The following is a 16,314-nucleotide window of genomic DNA, read 5'->3' on the forward strand; positions in this document are numbered from 1 at the left end:
GCTTCGGGAGGCGCGCCGAGCCGCTTTTCGTCGGTCTCAGACCGCCCGCGACAGCAACCGGTGAACAACCGCCGACAGTTCGACCGCCGGGTCCACTGGCTGCTCGGCCGCACGCCAGGCCAGGAACCCGTCCGGACGCACCAGCGCGGCACCGGAGGCGGTGATCCCGTACTTCTTCAGGAACTCCTCGACCACCGCGGCAGGCTCCTCGCCGCCCACCCGATGGAAGGCGATGTCGATGCCGGTGAGCCTGGACACGCCGTCGGCCGCCCGCTCCCACAGCCCGCTGTCCGGGCCGGCCAGCAACCACCAGCCACCCGTCAGCAGATCGTGCAGCGGCGTCTCCGAGCCGTCGGTGCGCAGCTCTACGTGCGGCGCCCGAGTTCCCGGCCGTCCAGAGGGCTGGGTCGGGTCCTCCACCGGCGCGCCGTCGTTTGTCCCCGGCTCCTGCAACACCGCGCCCGAACGGTAGACGTGGCCGAACAGCACAGTGGTCTCCGGCCGGTGCCGGGCCGCGACCTCCTGATCCAGACCGCTGCGCTGCAGATAGCGGATCACGCCCTGCTCGACGGTGAACTCCGCGACCGGGACGCGCTCCTCCTCGTAGGTGCCCAGCAGCTCGGGGCCGGCTTGCCCGCGCAGCACCAGCGCCAGTTTCCATGCCAGGTTGTGCGCGTCCTGCACACCCATGTTGCCGCCGAAACCGCCGGTGGGCGGCATCACGTGGGCCGCATCACCGGCCAGCAGCACCCGCCCGGAGCGGAACCGGTCCGCGATCCGCGCGGCGACCTCCCAACTGGTGCTCGACTCCACCGCCACGTCCAGATCCGGCACGCCGACCGCGGCCCGCACCATCTCGATGCAGTCCTCCTCGGAGTACTCGGCGTGGGTCTCCTCAGGAGGCAGGCTGGGCGCCAGCACCCAGCGGTCCGCGTTGTCGAGCCGGCCGAGCACGCCCTTGACCTTGTCGTTGCTGACGAAACAAAGGAAGAACTGGCGGTCCGCGACGTACTCGTCGAGCGCGGCATGGAAGATGACGTTCATCTGGCGGCCGAAGACACCCTGACCGTGCGTGCCGATGCCCAGATCCTCGCGAATCTGGCTGCGGAACCCGTCCGCCGCGACCAGGTACTTGGCGCGGACAGTGGTCTCGGTGCCATGCCGCAGGTCCCTCAGCACTGCGGTAATACCGTCATCGTCCTGCTCGTACTCGGCCATCTCGGTGGCGAAGCGTATGTCCGCTCCCAGCTCCTCGGCCTTCGTCCGTAGCACCGGCTCGAACCGGTCCTGGCCGATCAGGGTCCACCCGGTCGTGCTGACCTCGTTCGGGTCGTGGCGGAACGGCCCGTCGAAGCGGCCCAGTTCGGCACCCGTGAGCGACTCCACCTGCAGGATGTCGCCGTACTGCGCATGCGGGTTCTCCTGCGCGCGCACCTTCTGCTCCAGGCCCAGCGCACGTATCAGCTCCATCGTGCGGGGGCTGGCCGCCTGCGCCCGCGGATGCGCCGAGATGTGCGCGTGCCGCTCGACGAGGATCGGCCGGATGCCCTGCTGGGCGAGAAACAGCGCCTGGGCCAGGCCCACCATGCTGCCGCCCACGATCAGTACGTCGGTTTGCTCCGCCACCGGATGTGCTCCCTTGTCTCGATGCGGTTCCGGACACTCCCGGCCAGCGAACACCGGTCGGCTAGAGAGCCGCTTGGGCTGCGAACGCGCCATGCCCGCGGCCCTTGGACGTCCGTTCGTCCAGACCGCATCGAGCCGCACGCGAGGCACGGCTGAAACCTTCGTAGCGCTGTTGATCCCTGCTGGACGGGAGGACTAGGGACGTGGTGGAAACCCTGAGTGTGCTGGTGCTGCTAGGCACCGGCCTGGTGGCGGGAGTGCTGTTCGCCGTGGCGGTCAGCGTCATGCCCGCCCTGATCGCGATGACGCCCGACCGCTACGTCGACACCCACAAGTTGCTCGGCAAGCGGTACGACCGGATTATGCCGTTCATCGTGAGCGGTTCCATCGTCGTCGACGCGGCCTTCGCCGTGCGCGCCGGGGAGACCGGACTGCGGCTGCTGTTCATCGCTGCCGCGCTCGCCATGACCGGCGTCGCCGTCGTCTCTCAGACCCGGAACGTGCCCATCAACAACCGGGTCAAGAAGACGCAACCCGAGGACCTCGGCCCTGACTGGGACGACCCGCGGATCAAGTGGCGCGACTGGCACCTGCTGCGTACCTGCTTCGCCATCGCCGGCTGCACCCTGACCGCCGCAGCCGTGGTGCTGTCATGACCGCCCCGGCCGAGCGCACCCCCACGACGAGCCTGCGCATCGCCCGGGCTTTGCCCGACGCCGAGGACCAGGCCGCCGCCAACGCCCGTATGATCGCGATCCTCGCACGGCCTGACCCAGGCCCGGTCGCAGCGCATCTCGCCCTGCTGCACTTCACGGGCCGGCGCAGTGGCCGCGCCTTCACCGTGCCCGCGGGCGTCCACCGCATCGGCGGCGCTCTGTACATCGCCAGCGGCAGCTCCTGGCGCCACAACTTCGCCGCGGGTGCCGACGGTGAGTTCACCTGGCGCGGCCAGCGCACCCGGGCCCGCTTCGAACTGGTCACCGACACCGAGCTAACCGCCCGCGGATACCAGGAGCTCTACGAGCGATACGGCCCCGAGGCCGCCCAGCGCCGCCTCGGCATCGTCGTCGACGAGGACGGGCCGGCTCCCACTCTGGACGACTTCCGCGCCGCCGTCACCGGCATCCCGCTCGCCCTCGTCGCCGTCACGGCCGACACCGGCGGCATCACCGAACTCGCCATGAATGAGAGGACCTCCCGATGAGCGCAATCGCCGGCTGGGTCGACTTCGAACGGGACCTGTCCCCGCAAGTCGACACCGTCGAGGCCATGGCGGCCGCCCTCGCCCACCGCGGCCCGGACGGTCAGGGCACCTGGATCGAGGGACACGCCGCGCTCGCGCACCGGCGCCTGGCTCTCCTCGACGTGACAGACACCGGCAGGCAGCCTGTTGCGTTCACCACCGACGGCGGCACCACCGTCGCGGTGCTCACCCTCGACGGGGCGATCACCAACCATGTGGAGCTGCGCAACGAACTGGCCGCCAAGGGCCACCGATTCACCAGCGGTGGGGACGGCGAGACGGCCCTGCACGCCTACCTGGAATGGGGCACCGACTTCCTCACCCGACTCGAGGGCCTCTTCGCGATCGCGCTGTGGGACGTACGCAGCCAAGAGCTGCTGCTGGCCCGTGACCGCCTCGGCGTCAAGCCGCTCAGCTACTACCCCACCGCCACCGGCGTGCTCTTCGGCTCCGAGCCCAAGGCACTCCTGGCCCACCCGGACGTCGCCCCGGTCGTCGATGCAGACGGACTGCGGGAGCTGTTCGCGCACAGCCGCAAGCCCGGCACGGCCGTCTTCCGCGGCATGCGTGAGATCATTCCCGGCCACGTCCTGGTCGTGCGCCGTACCGGAAGCCAAGAACAGCGCTACTGGTCGCTGCCCGCCCGGCAGCACACCGACAGCCTCGAGGACACCATCACCACCGTCCGGGGCCTGCTGGCCGACGCCGTCACCTCCCACCTGCGCGCCGATGTGCCCGTGGGCGCCATGCTCTCCGGCGGCATCGACTCCAGCGCCCTGACCGCCCTCGCCCATCGGACACTGACCGCCGGCGGTGCCGGTCCGCTGCGCAGCTTCTCGGTGAACTTCACCGGCTACACCGAGAACTTCGAGCCGCACCCTACGATGCGCTCCACGCCCGACGCACCGTTCGCGGCGCTCGCCTCGCAGCACATCGGCTCGCAGCACACCGAAATCCTCCTCGACACCGCCGCTCTCACAGACCCTGAGGTGCACGCCGCCGCGCTGCGCGGCCAGGACGCCCCGTCCCCGCTCGGCGACATGGACGTCTCCCTCATCCAGTTCTTCGCCCGGCTTCGCGAGGCGGGCTTTGCCGCCGTGCTCTCCGGCGAGACCGCCGACGAGGTCTTCAACGGCTACTTCTGGGCGTACGACCCGAAGCACAGCAACTCGCAGACCTTCCCCTGGGTCTCCTTCGAGCGTGGCCACGACGCCGCCGCAGGCGGGCTGGGCACCTCCATGGTCGACCGGCAGCTGCGCAAGGATCTCGACTTCCTCGGCTACGCCGACCAGCACTACCACGACGCCCTCACCGAGGTTCCGCACATCGACGGCGACACACCTGCCGAGCGCCGGGCCCGCGAGGTCACTTACCTCGCTCTCACCCGCTGGGCGCCAACTCACCTCGACCGCGCCGACCGAATGAGTATGGCCCACGGTGTGCAGCTGCGGCCGCCGTTCTGCGACCGGGCGCTCGTCGAGTACGTCTACAACGTGCCGGCCGCCATGAAGCGTGTGGACGGAGTAGAGAAGAGCCTGCTGCGTTCCGCAGTCGCCGACCTGCTCCCCGAGGCCGTGCTGCACCGGAAGAAGAGCGCGTACCCCACTACCCAGGAAGCGTCCTACGGAGACTTCGTACGCCGCCGGTTCGCCGAGCTCGCCAGCGACCGCAAAGCCGCTGTCGCGGATCTGCTCGACGCCTCGGCCACCTCCAGGGCACTGTCCGCCGACTCGCCGCAGGGCGCCTTCGCCTGGGTCGAGCGAGCCAGCATGGAGATGGTGCTGCAGCTCGAGACCTGGCTGACCGAGTACCGGATCGACCTCCAGTTGTGACGTCACAAGCCGCCGGTCCAGACCGCTTCAAGAGAGCTTCGAGAACCACCCACGAGGGTGGAGCAATGACCGAAGGAGCCAGGAGGGCAACGTGCACCGCACACTGATCGTGGCGAGGATGAACCTCGCCGACGCCGAAGGCGTCGGCCAGGTCTTCGCGGACTCGGACAGCACCGACCTGCCGCACATGGTGGGCGTCTCCCGGCGAACCCTGTTCGCCTTCCACGACCTGTACTTCCACCTTGTCGAGGCCGAGCAGGACATCGGCCCGAACCTCTACAAGGCACGCAGCCATCCGCTGTACAACGACATCAACACCCGGCTGCAGGAATTCATCTCCCCCTACGACCCGAACTGGCGTGAGCCGCGCGACGCGATGGCCGTCCCGTTCTACTCATGGACCCCCGACAGCGGCCCGGTCATCACCCGGCCGTCCGCTGCGAACCTGGGCGGTACCCGATGACCACTGCAGCGACCCCCACCAAGGTCAACCTGGAAGAAGTGGTCCCCAACCGCAAGCGCGGCGGCGACATCCGGATCACACTCAGCCCGCGTACCACCGGCTGCACCTCCGGCTTCGGCGGGACCCTCACCCTAGAACCGGGCGAATACGTCACCGAGCACCTGCACCCCTACTCCGAGGAGTTCCTCCACGTCGTCGCCGGCGATCTGGAGATCTCCCTCGACGGAGAGAAGGCGCGCATCGGTCCGGGTGACTCCCTGCTCGTCCCGATCGGCGTCCGCCACCGGCTGGTCAACTCCGGCCAGGAGCCGGCGCGGGTGGTCTTCCACCTTTCCCCGCTGGCGCCACGCCCGGAGCTCGGGCACGTCGACACCGAGGCTCCGCTCGTCGACGGCGGCGCCAACCCGGACGTCGGAGGAACCCGATGAGCCGTCGCGCCGTGATCACCGGGGTCGGCGCCGTCGCACCCGGCGGCATCGGCCGGGACGCCTACTGGGACCTGCTCTCAAACGGCCGCACAGCCACCCGAGAGATCACCCTGTTCGACGCATCGAACTTCCGCTCGCGGGTCGCCGCCGAGTGCGACTTCGCCCCGATGGCCGCGGGCCTCAGCGCCCAGGAAGTACGCCGGATGGACAGGGCCGCCCAGTTCGCGGTCATCGCGGCTCGGGAGGCGATCGAGGACAGCGGCATAGACATCGCATCCGGTGACCCCGGCCGGATCGGTGTGAGCATCGGCAGTGCCGTCGGGTGCACCACCGGTCTGGAGGACGAGTACGCGGTCCTGTCGGACGGCGGCAAGAACTGGCTCGTTGACCACACCTACGGTGTCCCGCACCTGTACGGCTACATGGTCCCCAGCACGCTGGCGGCCGAAGTCGCCTGGCAGGCCAGGGCGGAGGGCCCCGTCGCGCTGATCTCCACCGGCTGCACCTCCGGCCTCGACGCGGTCGCCCACGGGGTCCAGCTCATCGAGGAGGGCACCGCCGATATCGTCATCGCGGGCGCCACTGACGCCCCGCTGTCGCCCATTACCTCCGCCTGCTTCGACGCCATCAAGGCCACGACACCGAACACCGACCACGTCCCCGGCACCGCCTCCCGGCCCTTCGACGGCCGCCGCGACGGCTTCGTACTCGGCGAGGGCTCCGCTGTCATGGTGATCGAAGAGGCCGAATCGGCCCGCCGCCGGGGCGCCACCGCCTACGCCGAGGTAGTCGGCTTCGCCAGCCGCTCCAACGCCTTTCACATGACCGGGCTCAAGCCTGATGGCCGCGAGATGGCCGAAGCCATCAAGGTCGCCCTGGAGCGGGCCAGGCTCAATCCGGAAGACATCGACCACATCAACGCACACGGCTCGGGCACCAAGCAGAACGACCGCCACGAAACGGCCGCTTTCAAGCGGAGCCTGGGGCAGCGCGCCCACGAGATCCCGATCAGCTCGATCAAGTCGATGATCGGGCACTCGCTGGGGGCGATCGGCTCGCTGGAAGTGGCCGCCTGCGCCCTGGCGCTCCGTCACCAGGTGGTGCCGCCGACCGCGAACCTCACGGTTCCCGACCCCCAGTGCGATCTCGACTATGTGCCGGTCACCGCCCGGGAACACCGCATGGACCACGTACTGAGTGTCGGCAGCGGATTCGGCGGCTTCCAGAGCGCCATGATTCTCGGCCGCCCCGGAAGCGGAAAGGAGGCGGCATGAGCGCGCTCGGCATACCCGAGGGACGGCGGCGCCCGGCAGTCGTCACCGGCCTCGGTGTGGTCGCCCCCACCGGCATCGGGGTCCGCCAGCACTGGGAGTCCGTGCTGGCCGGCAAGAGCGGTCTGGGCCGCATCACCCGTTTCGACCCGTCCCCGTACCCGGTCAGTGTGGCTGGAGAGGTACCCGGCTTCGAGACCGGCGAACAGGTCCCCAGAGGCCTGATCGACCGAACCGACCGGTTCACCCACTTCGCGCTGGCCGCGGCCGAGGCGGCGCTCACCGACGCGGACGTCGACCCGAAGCAAGTGCCCGAGTACGAGATGGCTGTGGTCACCGCAAGCTCGTCCGGCGGCACCGAGTTCGGCCAGCACGAGATGGAGCAGCTGTACCAGAAGGGCCCGGCCTGGGTCGGTGCCTACCAGTCGATCGCCTGGTTCTATGCGGCCACCACAGGCCAGGTTGCCATCCGCCACGGCATGCGCGGCCCCTGCGGGGTCGTCTGCGCCGAGCAGGCTGGCGGCCTGGACGCGCTGGGCCAGTCCCGGCGGCTGCTGGACACCGGCTCCCGGCTAGTCCTGAGCGGCGGCACGGACGCCTCGCTGTGCCCATACGGCCTGACCGCCCAACTGGCCACCGGCGCGCTGTCCACCGCAGACGACCCAACCCGCGCCTACCTGCCGTTCGACGAGGCCGCCGACGGCTACGCGCCCGGCGAAGGCGGAGCCATCCTGCTCGTCGAGACGCAGGAGAGCGCCCGCGAACGAGGCGTCCACCACTACGGCCGGATCCTCGGCTACGCCGCCGGGTTCGACCCGCTGCCCAGTACGGGGCGCCCGCCTGTGCTCGCCTCGGTGATCCGCCGGGCCCTCGCGGACGCAGGGGTCACCGCACAAGGCGTGGACGTCGTTTTCGCCGACGCCGCCGGTGTGCCGGACCTCGACCGTGCCGAAGCCGCCGCGATCAACGAGGTGTTCGGTGTCGGCCAGGTGCCGGTGACCGCGCCCAAGACCCTCACCGGTCGGCTGTACGCCGGCGGTGCGGCCCTGGACGTGGCCACGGCTCTGCTCAGCCTGAGCGCCGGCGTGATCCCGCACACCACCGGCACCGACCGCCCCGCCCCCGGGCTGGGCATCGACCTCGTCGTCGGCCGCCCACGGCACACCGCGGCGCGGACCGCTGTGGTCCTGGCCCGCGGTCACGGCGGTTTCACGTCCGCGCTGGTCGTGGACGCCGGGGATCGCACGGACCACACGAAGTGACCCCCCAAACGCGAAAGGCAGGAAGTCATGAGCAATTACACCGCGGATGACCTGACGCACGAGCACACCGCGCGTGAAGCCATCGGCCACGTCGGCCCACTCCTCGCGGAGGTTCGAGTCTGATGGCAGGACACACCCGCAACTCCATTGTCATCGACGCCCCGATGGACCTCGTCTGGGAGCGCACGAACGACGTGGCGTCCTGGACCGAGCTGTTCAGCGAGTACTCCGTCGCCGAAATCCTCGAGCAGGACGGCTCCACCGTCACCTTCCGGCTCGCCCTGCACCCCGACGAGAACGACAAGGTGTGGAGCTGGGTCTCCCAGCGCACCACAGATGTGGCGACCCGCACCGTCCGTGCCCACCGCGTCGAGACCGGCCCCTTCGAGTACATGAACATCCACTGGGAGTACACCCAGACGGACGAGGGCGTCCGGATGCAATGGACCCAGGACTTCCACATGAAGGACGGGGCCCCGCTCGACGACGAGGGCATGACGGACCGGATCAACCGCAACAGCCTGGTCCAGATGAACCTCATCAAGTCCAAGATCGAGGCCGCCGCCCACGCGCAGCGCACGCCGTTCGCGGATCTGGCGGGCAAGCGGATCCTGGTCACCGGCGGCTCCCGGGGGATCGGGCGCGGCATCGTGCTCGCCGCCGCACGGTCCGGTGCCGACGTCGTCACCTGCTACCGGCAGGAGAATGACTACGTCACGTCGCTGGGCAAGGAGCTCGCCTCGCTCCCCGGCACCCAGCACGTGCTGCAGGCCGATGCAAGCGAGGCCTCCGGCGCACGACTGCTGGCGCAGCAGGCCCAGAAGCTGCTCGGCGGCCTCGACGCGGTCATCAACAACGCCGGCGACTTCACGCCGACGCCCTACCCAGAGTTGACCGACGCCGCGTGGGCCACCGCGCTGCAGTCGAACCTCACCGGCCCCCACCAGGTCACACAGGCCATGCTGCCGCTGCTCGGCAAGGGCGCCTCGATCGTCAACATCGGCTCCACCGTGGCCCGTATCGGCATGGCCAGCGGCGCCCACTACACCGCCGTCAAGCAGGCCCTGGTCGGCCTGACCCGCTCCCTGGCCCGCGAACTGGGTCCACAGGGCATCCGCGTCAACACGGTCTCGCCCGGACGCATTGCCACCGAAGCGCTCGACGAGCTGCCGCCCGAGGCCGCCGCCCAGCAGCGCGCGGTCTTCTCGAAGTTCACCGCCCTCGGCCGCCTCGGCGCCCCGCAGGAGATAGCCGACGTCGTGCTCTTCCTGATCAGCGACCAGGCCTCCTACATCACCGGCCAGAACATCCACGTCGACGGCTGCGTGTGAGCCACCGTCGCACCACCGAAGGGACAGACCCCGTGGAACTCGGACTGCAGGGCAAGAAACTCCTCGTCACCGGCGGCTCCCGGGGCATCGGGCGCGGCATCGTGCTCGCCGCCGCACGGGCCGGTGCCGACGTGCTCACCTGCTACGTGCAGGAAAGTGAGCACGTCGAAAGCCTGCGCCGGGAGCTGAAGCAGACCGGCGGCGACCACGAAGTCGTACGCGCGGACGTCGGCGACCTGGAGCAGGTCGACGACCTCGTTGCGATGGCCAAGGACAAGTACGGAAAGCTCGACGGCATCGTCAACAATGCCGGTGTCATCAGCCACGTACCCTTCGCCGAGCTCGCCCCGGACGAGTGGTCGCGCGTCCTGGACACCAACCTGACAGCTGCCTACCGCGTAATCCAGCAGGCGCTGCCGCTGCTGGGCACAGGCGCATCGGTCGTCAACATCGGCTCGCGCGGTGCTGCCGCCGGCATCCCGCTGCGCGCCCACTACACCGCGGCCAAGGCGGCAATGATCGGCCTCACCCGCTCGCTCGCCAAGGAACTGGGCGGCAAGGGGATCCGGGTCAACGTGGTGGCCCCCGGCGTCATCGAGACCGAGGCCTTCGACGCCATGCCGGCCGAGCGCGCCGAGGGCCTGCGCGCGACATACGCGCAGAAGACAGCCCTGGCCCGGCTGGGCCGGGTCGACGAGCTCGCCGCTCCGGTCCTGTTCCTGCTCAGCGACCTGTCGGCATACGTCACGGGCGAAACCCTCAACGTCGACGGAGGCATCTGACCATGCCCGACGCAACCTTCCGGGTCATGCTCCGCATGCAGATCAAGCCCGGTATGGAGGCCGACTTCGAGCGGGTGTGGAAGGAGGTCGGTGGATCGGTCACCGACCACCCGGCCAACCGCGGCCAGTGGCTGTCCAAGAGCACGACCGACAACGAGGACGGCATCTACTACATCATCAGCGACTGGGTCGACGAACCGAAGTTCCGCCAGTTCGAGACCAGCGACACCCACTTGCAGCACCGCACCAGGCTGCACCCGTACCGCAGCGGTGGCTCCATGGCGACGATGGAAATCGTCGCAAGCCTCTCGAAGGCGGCCGCATGACGACCGCTCCCGCCGTGGAAGTGGTGCTTTACCACCTTTCCCACAAGGCCGAGGACGTCCTCGCGGCCTACCACGAGACCAGCCGTCGCATGGCCGGCACCCCCGGCCTGATGGGCAACCAGCTGATGAACGAGCTGGGCCGCCCCGACAGCTATGTCGTGCTCAGCCACTGGGACAGCTGGGAGTCCTTCGAGAAGTGGGAGAGCGGCCCGGAGCACAAGGGCCAGACGGCACCCTTGCGCGAGTTCCGCGACACCGAGCGGACCCGTCCGTTCGAGATCTACAAGGTGCTCGCCAGCTACTGACGCAGGCACGCACCGAAGGACCCCGCGGGGGGCGCACAGCGTCCCCCGCGGCCGTCTGTATGGCGGTCGGTGGCCCCGCAACGTCGTACGAAGGAGAGAGCGTGGAAAGCCCGAGCCGGTCGCACGACCACAGCACAGGCGCACTGCTGCGCTTGCCGAGCAAGCACAAGCAGCCCGGAGCAGGGACGTCTGTGCCCCCCGTCCACGACGGCGGTGCCACCGGCCCCGGGGCCCGACGCGCTTTCATCACGCTGCTCGGCGTAGACCTTTGGGAGCGGTTCAGCTTCTTTGGGATGGCCGCGATCCTGGTCCTCTACCTCACTGCGGCCCCCGCCGACGGCGGCATGGGCATGGCCTCGCAGACCGCCACCGCCGTGTTCGCCGCGTACATGTCTCTGAACTTCATGGCCGGACTGCCCGGCGGCTGGCTGGCCGACCGGGTACTCGGCGCGCGCCGGGCCGTGCTGCTCGGCGGCGCTCTCATCGCCACCGGGCACGCCGTCCTCTCCATCACCTCCGCTCCCGCGCTCTACGCCGGACTCGCGCTCATCGTCGTCGGCACGGGCCTCACCAAGCCTTCCCTAGCCGCGATGGTCGCCGCCGTCAGCGGCGCCGAGAAACGGGAAGAGGCGTTCTCCCGCTTCTACATGTGCATTCAGGTCTCCGCGCTGCTCGCCCCCGTCGTCACCGGACTGCTCGCGGAGAAGGTCGCCTGGCACCTCGGCTTCGCCGCAGCCGCCTTCGGCATGGCGGCGGGCCTGGCCCAGTTCAGCATCGGCCTTCGCTCCTTCGAACGGGTCGGCCGCGGACCGGCGCGCCCGGTCTCGCGCGAGGAGGCCCGTACGGCGGCGCGGCGAGCGGCCATGGTCCTTGCAGTGGCCGCCGTCGCGGTCACCGCGGTCGCCCTCGGCGTGCTGCCGCTGACCGCCGTGCTGGCGCTGTTGGGCCTGGCCACCTTGTCCCTGCCGTTCCTGTATCTGCGGATGCTGAGCCGCCGTACGCCAGTCGACGGTAAGCAACTCTCGGCATTCACCGCTGTGATGGGCGCCTCGGCAGCCTTTTGGATGATCTTCGCGCAGAGCGGTTCGGTGCTGTCCCTCTTCGCGGAGCGCCACACCGACCGTGTCGTCCTCGCCTTCGAGGTACCTGCGAGCTGGCTGTTGTCGGTGCACCCGCTGTTCGTGCTGCTGCTGGCCCCGTTCGTGACACGGCTACGCGGTGCGGTGACCACGAAGGTCGCGGGCGCACTGGGCGTGGCCGGCCTCAGCTTCGTGGTCATGGCCGGGGCCGCCCTGATGGCCCAGGACCGCCCGGTCTCCATGGGTTGGCTGATCGGGGTATACCTGCTGTACTCGTTCGGCGAGATCATCCTCGCCCCGGCCGGCCTCGCGCTCGCCGCGGCAGTCGCCCCACCCGGTTTCATGAGCCGTTTCCTCGCCCTCAACGGCATGTTCGCCGCAGTCGGAGTGGTGCTTGGCGGCCAGCTCTACCGGCTGACCGCAGTACTCCCGTTGCCCGTCTACTTCCTGCTGATGGGCACCGCCGTGCTCGCGGTCGGCGCCGCCGTGATGGCCACGGCTCGCCGCCTGCGCCCCTACCTGCCGGCCTGACCTCAGCCACCCATCGTCCGGAGCAGACGACGACGCCGGCACGCCGAGTCCGGCGGCCGGACCCGCTCCGGCCCTCTGCCAGTGATACCCCCTGTCACACCAGACGCGGCACCCCTTGGTGCCGCGCGCAGGAGGAAATTGACATGCCCTCGTTCATCGACAACGCACGCACATTCGCCAAGGACCGTGCCGTGCCACGGCACTCGCGCGGCTCGGCGAAGGCCAGTCGCCGCACGCCCTGTTCATCACTTGCGCCGACTCCCGCGTCGTACCGGCCCTGATCACAGGCTCCCGCCCCGGCGATCTCTTCGAACTTCGCGCCGCCGGGAACATCGTGCCCCCTTACGACGCTGGATCCACGTCCGAGGCGGCCACCATCGAGTACGCCGTCGAGGTGCTCGGGGTGAAGGACATTGTGATCTGCGGCCACTCGCACTGCGGAGCCGTCGGCGCCCTAGTCCGAGGCGACGACCTGTCGGCCGACTGGCTCGGCCACGCCGCCGTGCGGCCGGCCGGGGCACAGAACGATCCGGAGGTTGTGACCGTGTCAGGTCCTAAGTTCCCAGTGGAGATCCTCTGTCGCCGGGCAGAGTGCCCATGTTGCGACTGCGCCCGTGGTGACGAGCTGGTCGAGGGTGGCGAAGAGCGCGTGAAGGCTCAGGCCGCATGCCCGGCGAACCCGGTCGGCTTCCGCGACCCCCTGGAGGCTTTCGGGTCCGAGGTAGGCGGCCAGAGCCAGTTTCGTCAGCCGCGCTGTCGCAGGCAGCCGCCGTGCTGCCACGCACGAGGCCGTACGGGCGGCCCAGTCGGCGGCCCGGTGGCGTTCTGGGCGGCCGGGGGCCTGAGCCAGGATGGCGATATCGAGCAGCTGGACGCTGATGCCGGTTCGGTGAGGCTCTGCAGCGCTCTGTGATTCCCTGCGCAGCCAGTGCATGGCTTCGAGCTCATGCCAGAGCGTGGGTTCGTGTGCGAGGCGCATGCTGCGCAGGAGTCCGTCGGGAAGCTGCACCCTCCCGGCGGTGTTGGCGCGCAGCGCACACTGAACGGCCAGCAGTCTCGCCTCGGCGCCGGCGGAGGGTGGCAGGGCCGAGGCGAGATAACTGAGCATCTCCTGCACCCGGATCTGCTCCGACGGGCCCAACTGCCGCCTCTTGCGCTGCACCTGCCCCGGATCAGAGGGGGTACGGGGATGTTGTTTCTGCGTGGCGATGAGGACAGTGTCGGGGACGACGGCCGCGTGCGGGGTAGCGCTGGCGCAGGCCGCGCAGACGTCGGCCAGGCGCCAGATGCGACCGCCACGCTCGCGGGTCAGGACGAGCAGGACGGGGCCTGAGCAGCCGCGGTGGCGGGGGTGCCAGCGGCAGCCGCGCTCCTGGCACTGGCAGGTGCGCAGATGGGCCGGGAGGACGTCCCTGCGGGCATGCCGGGCCAGATGAGCCAGGGCGGCGGGCCGTGCCGCAGTCACGCGCACGGTCTGTCCGCCCGATGAGCAGATCGGGCAGTAGAGCACCGGGCCGTGCTGCTGGGGGCGTAGTTCCACGGTCCAGGTGCGGGGCACCGGTGGGTTCATGGTGCACAGCCTCATCGTGCGCGCGTTCCTCCTTACCTCCGGCTCGGGGCCGGCCCGCTTCCCGTCTGCGTTGGTGGGGGAGCGGGGGTCTTGGCCGCACCGTAGTGCAGACCCCTGCCCTATGTGCGGCGCGGTCACCTGCGGAAATAGGGCAGAGTTCTGCACTGACAGGGCAGGGTTCTGCACCGTCGGATGGGTGGGTGACGATCTTCCCACCCGACCCGAACCTCCCCGCCCTCCGTCTGGAGCTCGCGCGGCTGAGGAGTGAGCGCGGGTGGACCTACGACGAACTGGCCCGCCGCAGTGGCCTGTCCAGACGCACCCTCATCGAAATCGAGCAGGGCCGCACCATCGGATCCCTCAACACCTGGCACGCTCTCGCCCACGCTCTGAACGTCTCCGTCGATCACCTCTTCAGCACCCTCTGCGACGGCCACACACCGCCTGCCGAAGCGGCCGAATAGCTTCCCCACCACCGCTGTCACCGAATCACCCGATCCGGTCACCGCCGTAGCGCAGATGTGCGGCACATGCGCACGCGTTCCCAAGAACTGGGCCGTTCGCAGGACAGGGGCGGCACGGTCGCCGCATGTGCGGCGCGTCGCCTGCCACCTTCACGGCCATGTGCTCCACCACCACCTCACCAGGCCACCCCACACCCCCCGGCCCTGTCGCTGCCTGCCGCCCGCGCGCCCTGCGGATCCACCCGGACAGCCCCACCCGCCTCCTGCGCTCCGCCCAACCGGCCCGGTGCCACGACTGCGGCAACCTCATCCACTGGTACACCCGCACGAATCAACAACGCATCGACCTGCACCCGCAGGAACTCAGCGCTGAAGCCGTCTCAGCTTCCCACCGCTGGCACGTCCACTCCGGCATCGCCCACCCTGCAGGCGACGGCACTGCTTGGTGCCGCGTCGCGCACCGCACTCTGTGCCCCGCGTACGAGAACACGACACCTCTCACCCGCCAGCTGGTCGAGCTGCGCCGTCACCTCGCGCTGCTCACCCGCCGCCTGACGGACACCGGTGCCTTCACCCCGCCCCTGCCCGGCCCGCCACAGGCTGCGAAGGCGGCGGTCTGCCGACCGGCCCGGCCCGTCGTGCAGATCCTTCACCGTCGCTACCTCTCCGCCTGTCCGGTTGACGCGATCCAGTGCATCGCTCAAACCCGCCGACGCAACCGCTGCCCCCACCCCGTCCTGGCCCCGGACACCCCGGCGGGGGAGTGGGCGCTCCTTCCCGTAGCAGCCCCCGCTACCGCACAGCGCGGGCGACTGGCGCTGCCAGCCACCGGCATGGCCGTCTACGACCTCACCCACCTGCCCTACGGCGAGCAACTGCGCTGGCGCACCCAGTACTGCGCCGCCCACGCCGCGGATCCCGATGCTGCACACCTGGCTCTAGCCGACTGGGAAGTCTTCGATGCACGGCTCCACCACCACCACATCCACAACCGACTGCCCACCACCGTCCGGAACCGCACCAGAAGTCGGCCGTGAGCGCAGCTCCTCACCCAGGTGCTGACGGCCTCAATCCCCAGTCGCCCGACGCTGCAGCCCCCACGAACTCGCCTCACCACTACACGGAGCACCGGGTGTTGAACCCCACCAATGAACAGACTGCAGCCGCTGACGCCTTCACCGCTGGCGACCACCTGGCCTTGCAAGCTGGCGCGGGCACTGGCAAGACGAGCACGCTCGTCCTGCTCGCCTCCTCCACCCGGCGACGCGGCCGCTACATCGCCTTCAACAAGCCCATTGCCCTCGACGCGACCAAGCGTTTCCCTCCCACGGTCACCTGCAAGACCGCCCACGCCCTCGCCTACGCGGCGGTCGGCCACCGCTACGCGCGCCGCCTGGGCGGCCTCCGCCAGGCCGGCTGGAGGACCGGCATGGCCCTGGGCATCACGAAAAGTGTCCGCATCGGAGAACGCGACGTCTCCCACAAGGCCCTCTCTCACGCAGTGCTGCGCACGGTGACGCGCTTCTGCCACTCCGCCGACCCCGTTATCACCCGCTACCACGTCCCCCGCCTGCGAGGCCTGGAGGGCAAGGATCTCCACGCCGAACTCAGCAGGGCTGTACTCCCGTTCGCCCGCAAGGCCTGGGCCGACCTCCAGCATCCCGACGAGGGAAGCGTCCGCTTCGACCACGACCACTACCTGAAGATGTGGGCCATGTCCGATCCGAAGATCGACGCCGACTTCCTCCTGCTCGACGAAGCACAGGACACCAACCCCGTCCTAGGGTCTGTTGCGAAAGTG

General features: G+C 69.7%; 16 protein-coding genes and 3 pseudogenes. 17 read left to right on the forward strand and 2 right to left on the reverse strand.

What is annotated here, in order from left to right:
• Positions 1-36: 36 nt before the first annotated feature.
• Positions 37-1,626, reverse strand: coding sequence for an FAD-dependent monooxygenase (locus tag J7E96_RS34220; RefSeq protein ID WP_215137359.1), 1,590 nt, complete (start codon positions 1,624-1,626; stop codon positions 37-39).
• Between the two features lie 203 nt (positions 1,627-1,829).
• Between J7E96_RS34220 and J7E96_RS34225 the strand changes: the two genes are divergently transcribed.
• From J7E96_RS34225 to J7E96_RS38345, 14 genes and pseudogenes are all read left to right on the forward strand, one after another.
• Positions 1,830-2,282, forward strand: coding sequence for a DUF1772 domain-containing protein (locus J7E96_RS34225; protein WP_215137361.1), 453 nt, complete (start codon positions 1,830-1,832; stop codon positions 2,280-2,282).
• On the forward strand, positions 2,279-2,830 hold the full coding sequence (locus J7E96_RS34230; protein WP_215137363.1) for a hypothetical protein: 552 nt from the start codon (positions 2,279-2,281) through the stop codon (positions 2,828-2,830). The genes J7E96_RS34225 and J7E96_RS34230 overlap by 4 nt, the downstream gene beginning before the upstream one ends.
• Positions 2,827-4,701: an asparagine synthase (glutamine-hydrolyzing) gene (asnB, locus tag J7E96_RS34235; protein WP_215137365.1), complete on the forward strand. Its 1,875-nt coding sequence runs from the start codon at positions 2,827-2,829 to the stop codon at positions 4,699-4,701. Before J7E96_RS34230 ends, asnB begins: the two co-directional genes overlap by 4 nt.
• 91 nt (positions 4,702-4,792) lie before the next feature.
• Complete coding sequence (locus J7E96_RS34240; protein WP_215137367.1) at positions 4,793-5,164, forward strand: TcmI family type II polyketide cyclase; 372 nt, start codon at positions 4,793-4,795, stop codon at positions 5,162-5,164.
• A complete protein-coding gene (locus J7E96_RS34245; protein ID WP_215137368.1) occupies positions 5,161-5,592 on the forward strand; it encodes a cupin domain-containing protein in 432 nt (143 codons plus the stop codon). Before J7E96_RS34240 ends, J7E96_RS34245 begins: the two co-directional genes overlap by 4 nt.
• Complete coding sequence (locus tag J7E96_RS34250; protein WP_215137370.1) at positions 5,589-6,866, forward strand: beta-ketoacyl synthase; 1,278 nt, start codon at positions 5,589-5,591, stop codon at positions 6,864-6,866. The genes J7E96_RS34245 and J7E96_RS34250 overlap by 4 nt, the downstream gene beginning before the upstream one ends.
• Positions 6,863-8,125 carry a ketosynthase chain-length factor gene (locus J7E96_RS34255; RefSeq protein WP_215137372.1) on the forward strand — a complete coding sequence of 421 codons (1,263 nt, stop codon included), beginning with the start codon at positions 6,863-6,865 and terminating at the stop codon, positions 8,123-8,125. Before J7E96_RS34250 ends, J7E96_RS34255 begins: the two co-directional genes overlap by 4 nt.
• Positions 8,126-8,247: 122 nt before the next feature.
• Positions 8,248-8,709: pseudogene (locus J7E96_RS37965) on the forward strand (SRPBCC family protein); the annotation flags it as partial.
• A 30-nt stretch (positions 8,710-8,739) separates the two neighbouring features.
• Positions 8,740-9,456 (forward strand): annotated as a pseudogene (locus J7E96_RS34260) (SDR family NAD(P)-dependent oxidoreductase); the annotation flags it as partial.
• A 32-nt stretch (positions 9,457-9,488) separates the two neighbouring features.
• Complete coding sequence (locus J7E96_RS34265; RefSeq protein ID WP_215137374.1) at positions 9,489-10,238, forward strand: SDR family NAD(P)-dependent oxidoreductase; 750 nt, start codon at positions 9,489-9,491, stop codon at positions 10,236-10,238.
• Between the two features lie 2 nt (positions 10,239-10,240).
• Positions 10,241-10,564: an antibiotic biosynthesis monooxygenase gene (locus J7E96_RS34270; RefSeq protein WP_215137375.1), complete on the forward strand. Its 324-nt coding sequence runs from the start codon at positions 10,241-10,243 to the stop codon at positions 10,562-10,564.
• Positions 10,561-10,869: an antibiotic biosynthesis monooxygenase gene (locus J7E96_RS34275; RefSeq protein ID WP_215137376.1), complete on the forward strand. Its 309-nt coding sequence runs from the start codon at positions 10,561-10,563 to the stop codon at positions 10,867-10,869. Before J7E96_RS34270 ends, J7E96_RS34275 begins: the two co-directional genes overlap by 4 nt.
• 101 nt (positions 10,870-10,970) lie before the next feature.
• Positions 10,971-12,479: a peptide MFS transporter gene (locus J7E96_RS34280; RefSeq protein ID WP_215137377.1), complete on the forward strand. Its 1,509-nt coding sequence runs from the start codon at positions 10,971-10,973 to the stop codon at positions 12,477-12,479.
• A 143-nt stretch (positions 12,480-12,622) separates the two neighbouring features.
• Positions 12,623-13,017: pseudogene (locus J7E96_RS38345) on the forward strand (carbonic anhydrase); the annotation flags it as partial.
• Positions 13,018-13,026: 9 nt separating this feature from the next.
• On the opposite strand, the gene J7E96_RS34290 reads toward J7E96_RS38345, so the two are convergent.
• A complete protein-coding gene (locus tag J7E96_RS34290; RefSeq protein ID WP_251070837.1) occupies positions 13,027-14,049 on the reverse strand; it encodes a hypothetical protein in 1,023 nt (340 codons plus the stop codon).
• Positions 14,050-14,249: 200 nt separating this feature from the next.
• Between J7E96_RS34290 and J7E96_RS34295 the strand changes: the two genes are divergently transcribed.
• The 3 genes from J7E96_RS34295 to J7E96_RS34305 all read left to right on the forward strand — a co-directional run.
• A complete protein-coding gene (locus tag J7E96_RS34295; protein ID WP_215137379.1) occupies positions 14,250-14,513 on the forward strand; it encodes a helix-turn-helix transcriptional regulator in 264 nt (87 codons plus the stop codon).
• Between the two features lie 158 nt (positions 14,514-14,671).
• Positions 14,672-15,550 (forward strand): DUF6083 domain-containing protein, encoded by an 879-nt coding sequence (locus J7E96_RS34300; protein ID WP_251070838.1) that lies wholly within the window; start codon positions 14,672-14,674, stop codon positions 15,548-15,550.
• Between the two features lie 98 nt (positions 15,551-15,648).
• Positions 15,649-16,314 (forward strand): AAA family ATPase (locus tag J7E96_RS34305; protein WP_215137380.1); only part of this gene is annotated, 666 nt, incomplete at its 3' end.

This window comes from Streptomyces sp. ISL-96, from assembly GCF_018614035.1.
Lineage (GTDB): Bacteria > Actinomycetota > Actinomycetes > Streptomycetales > Streptomycetaceae > Streptomyces.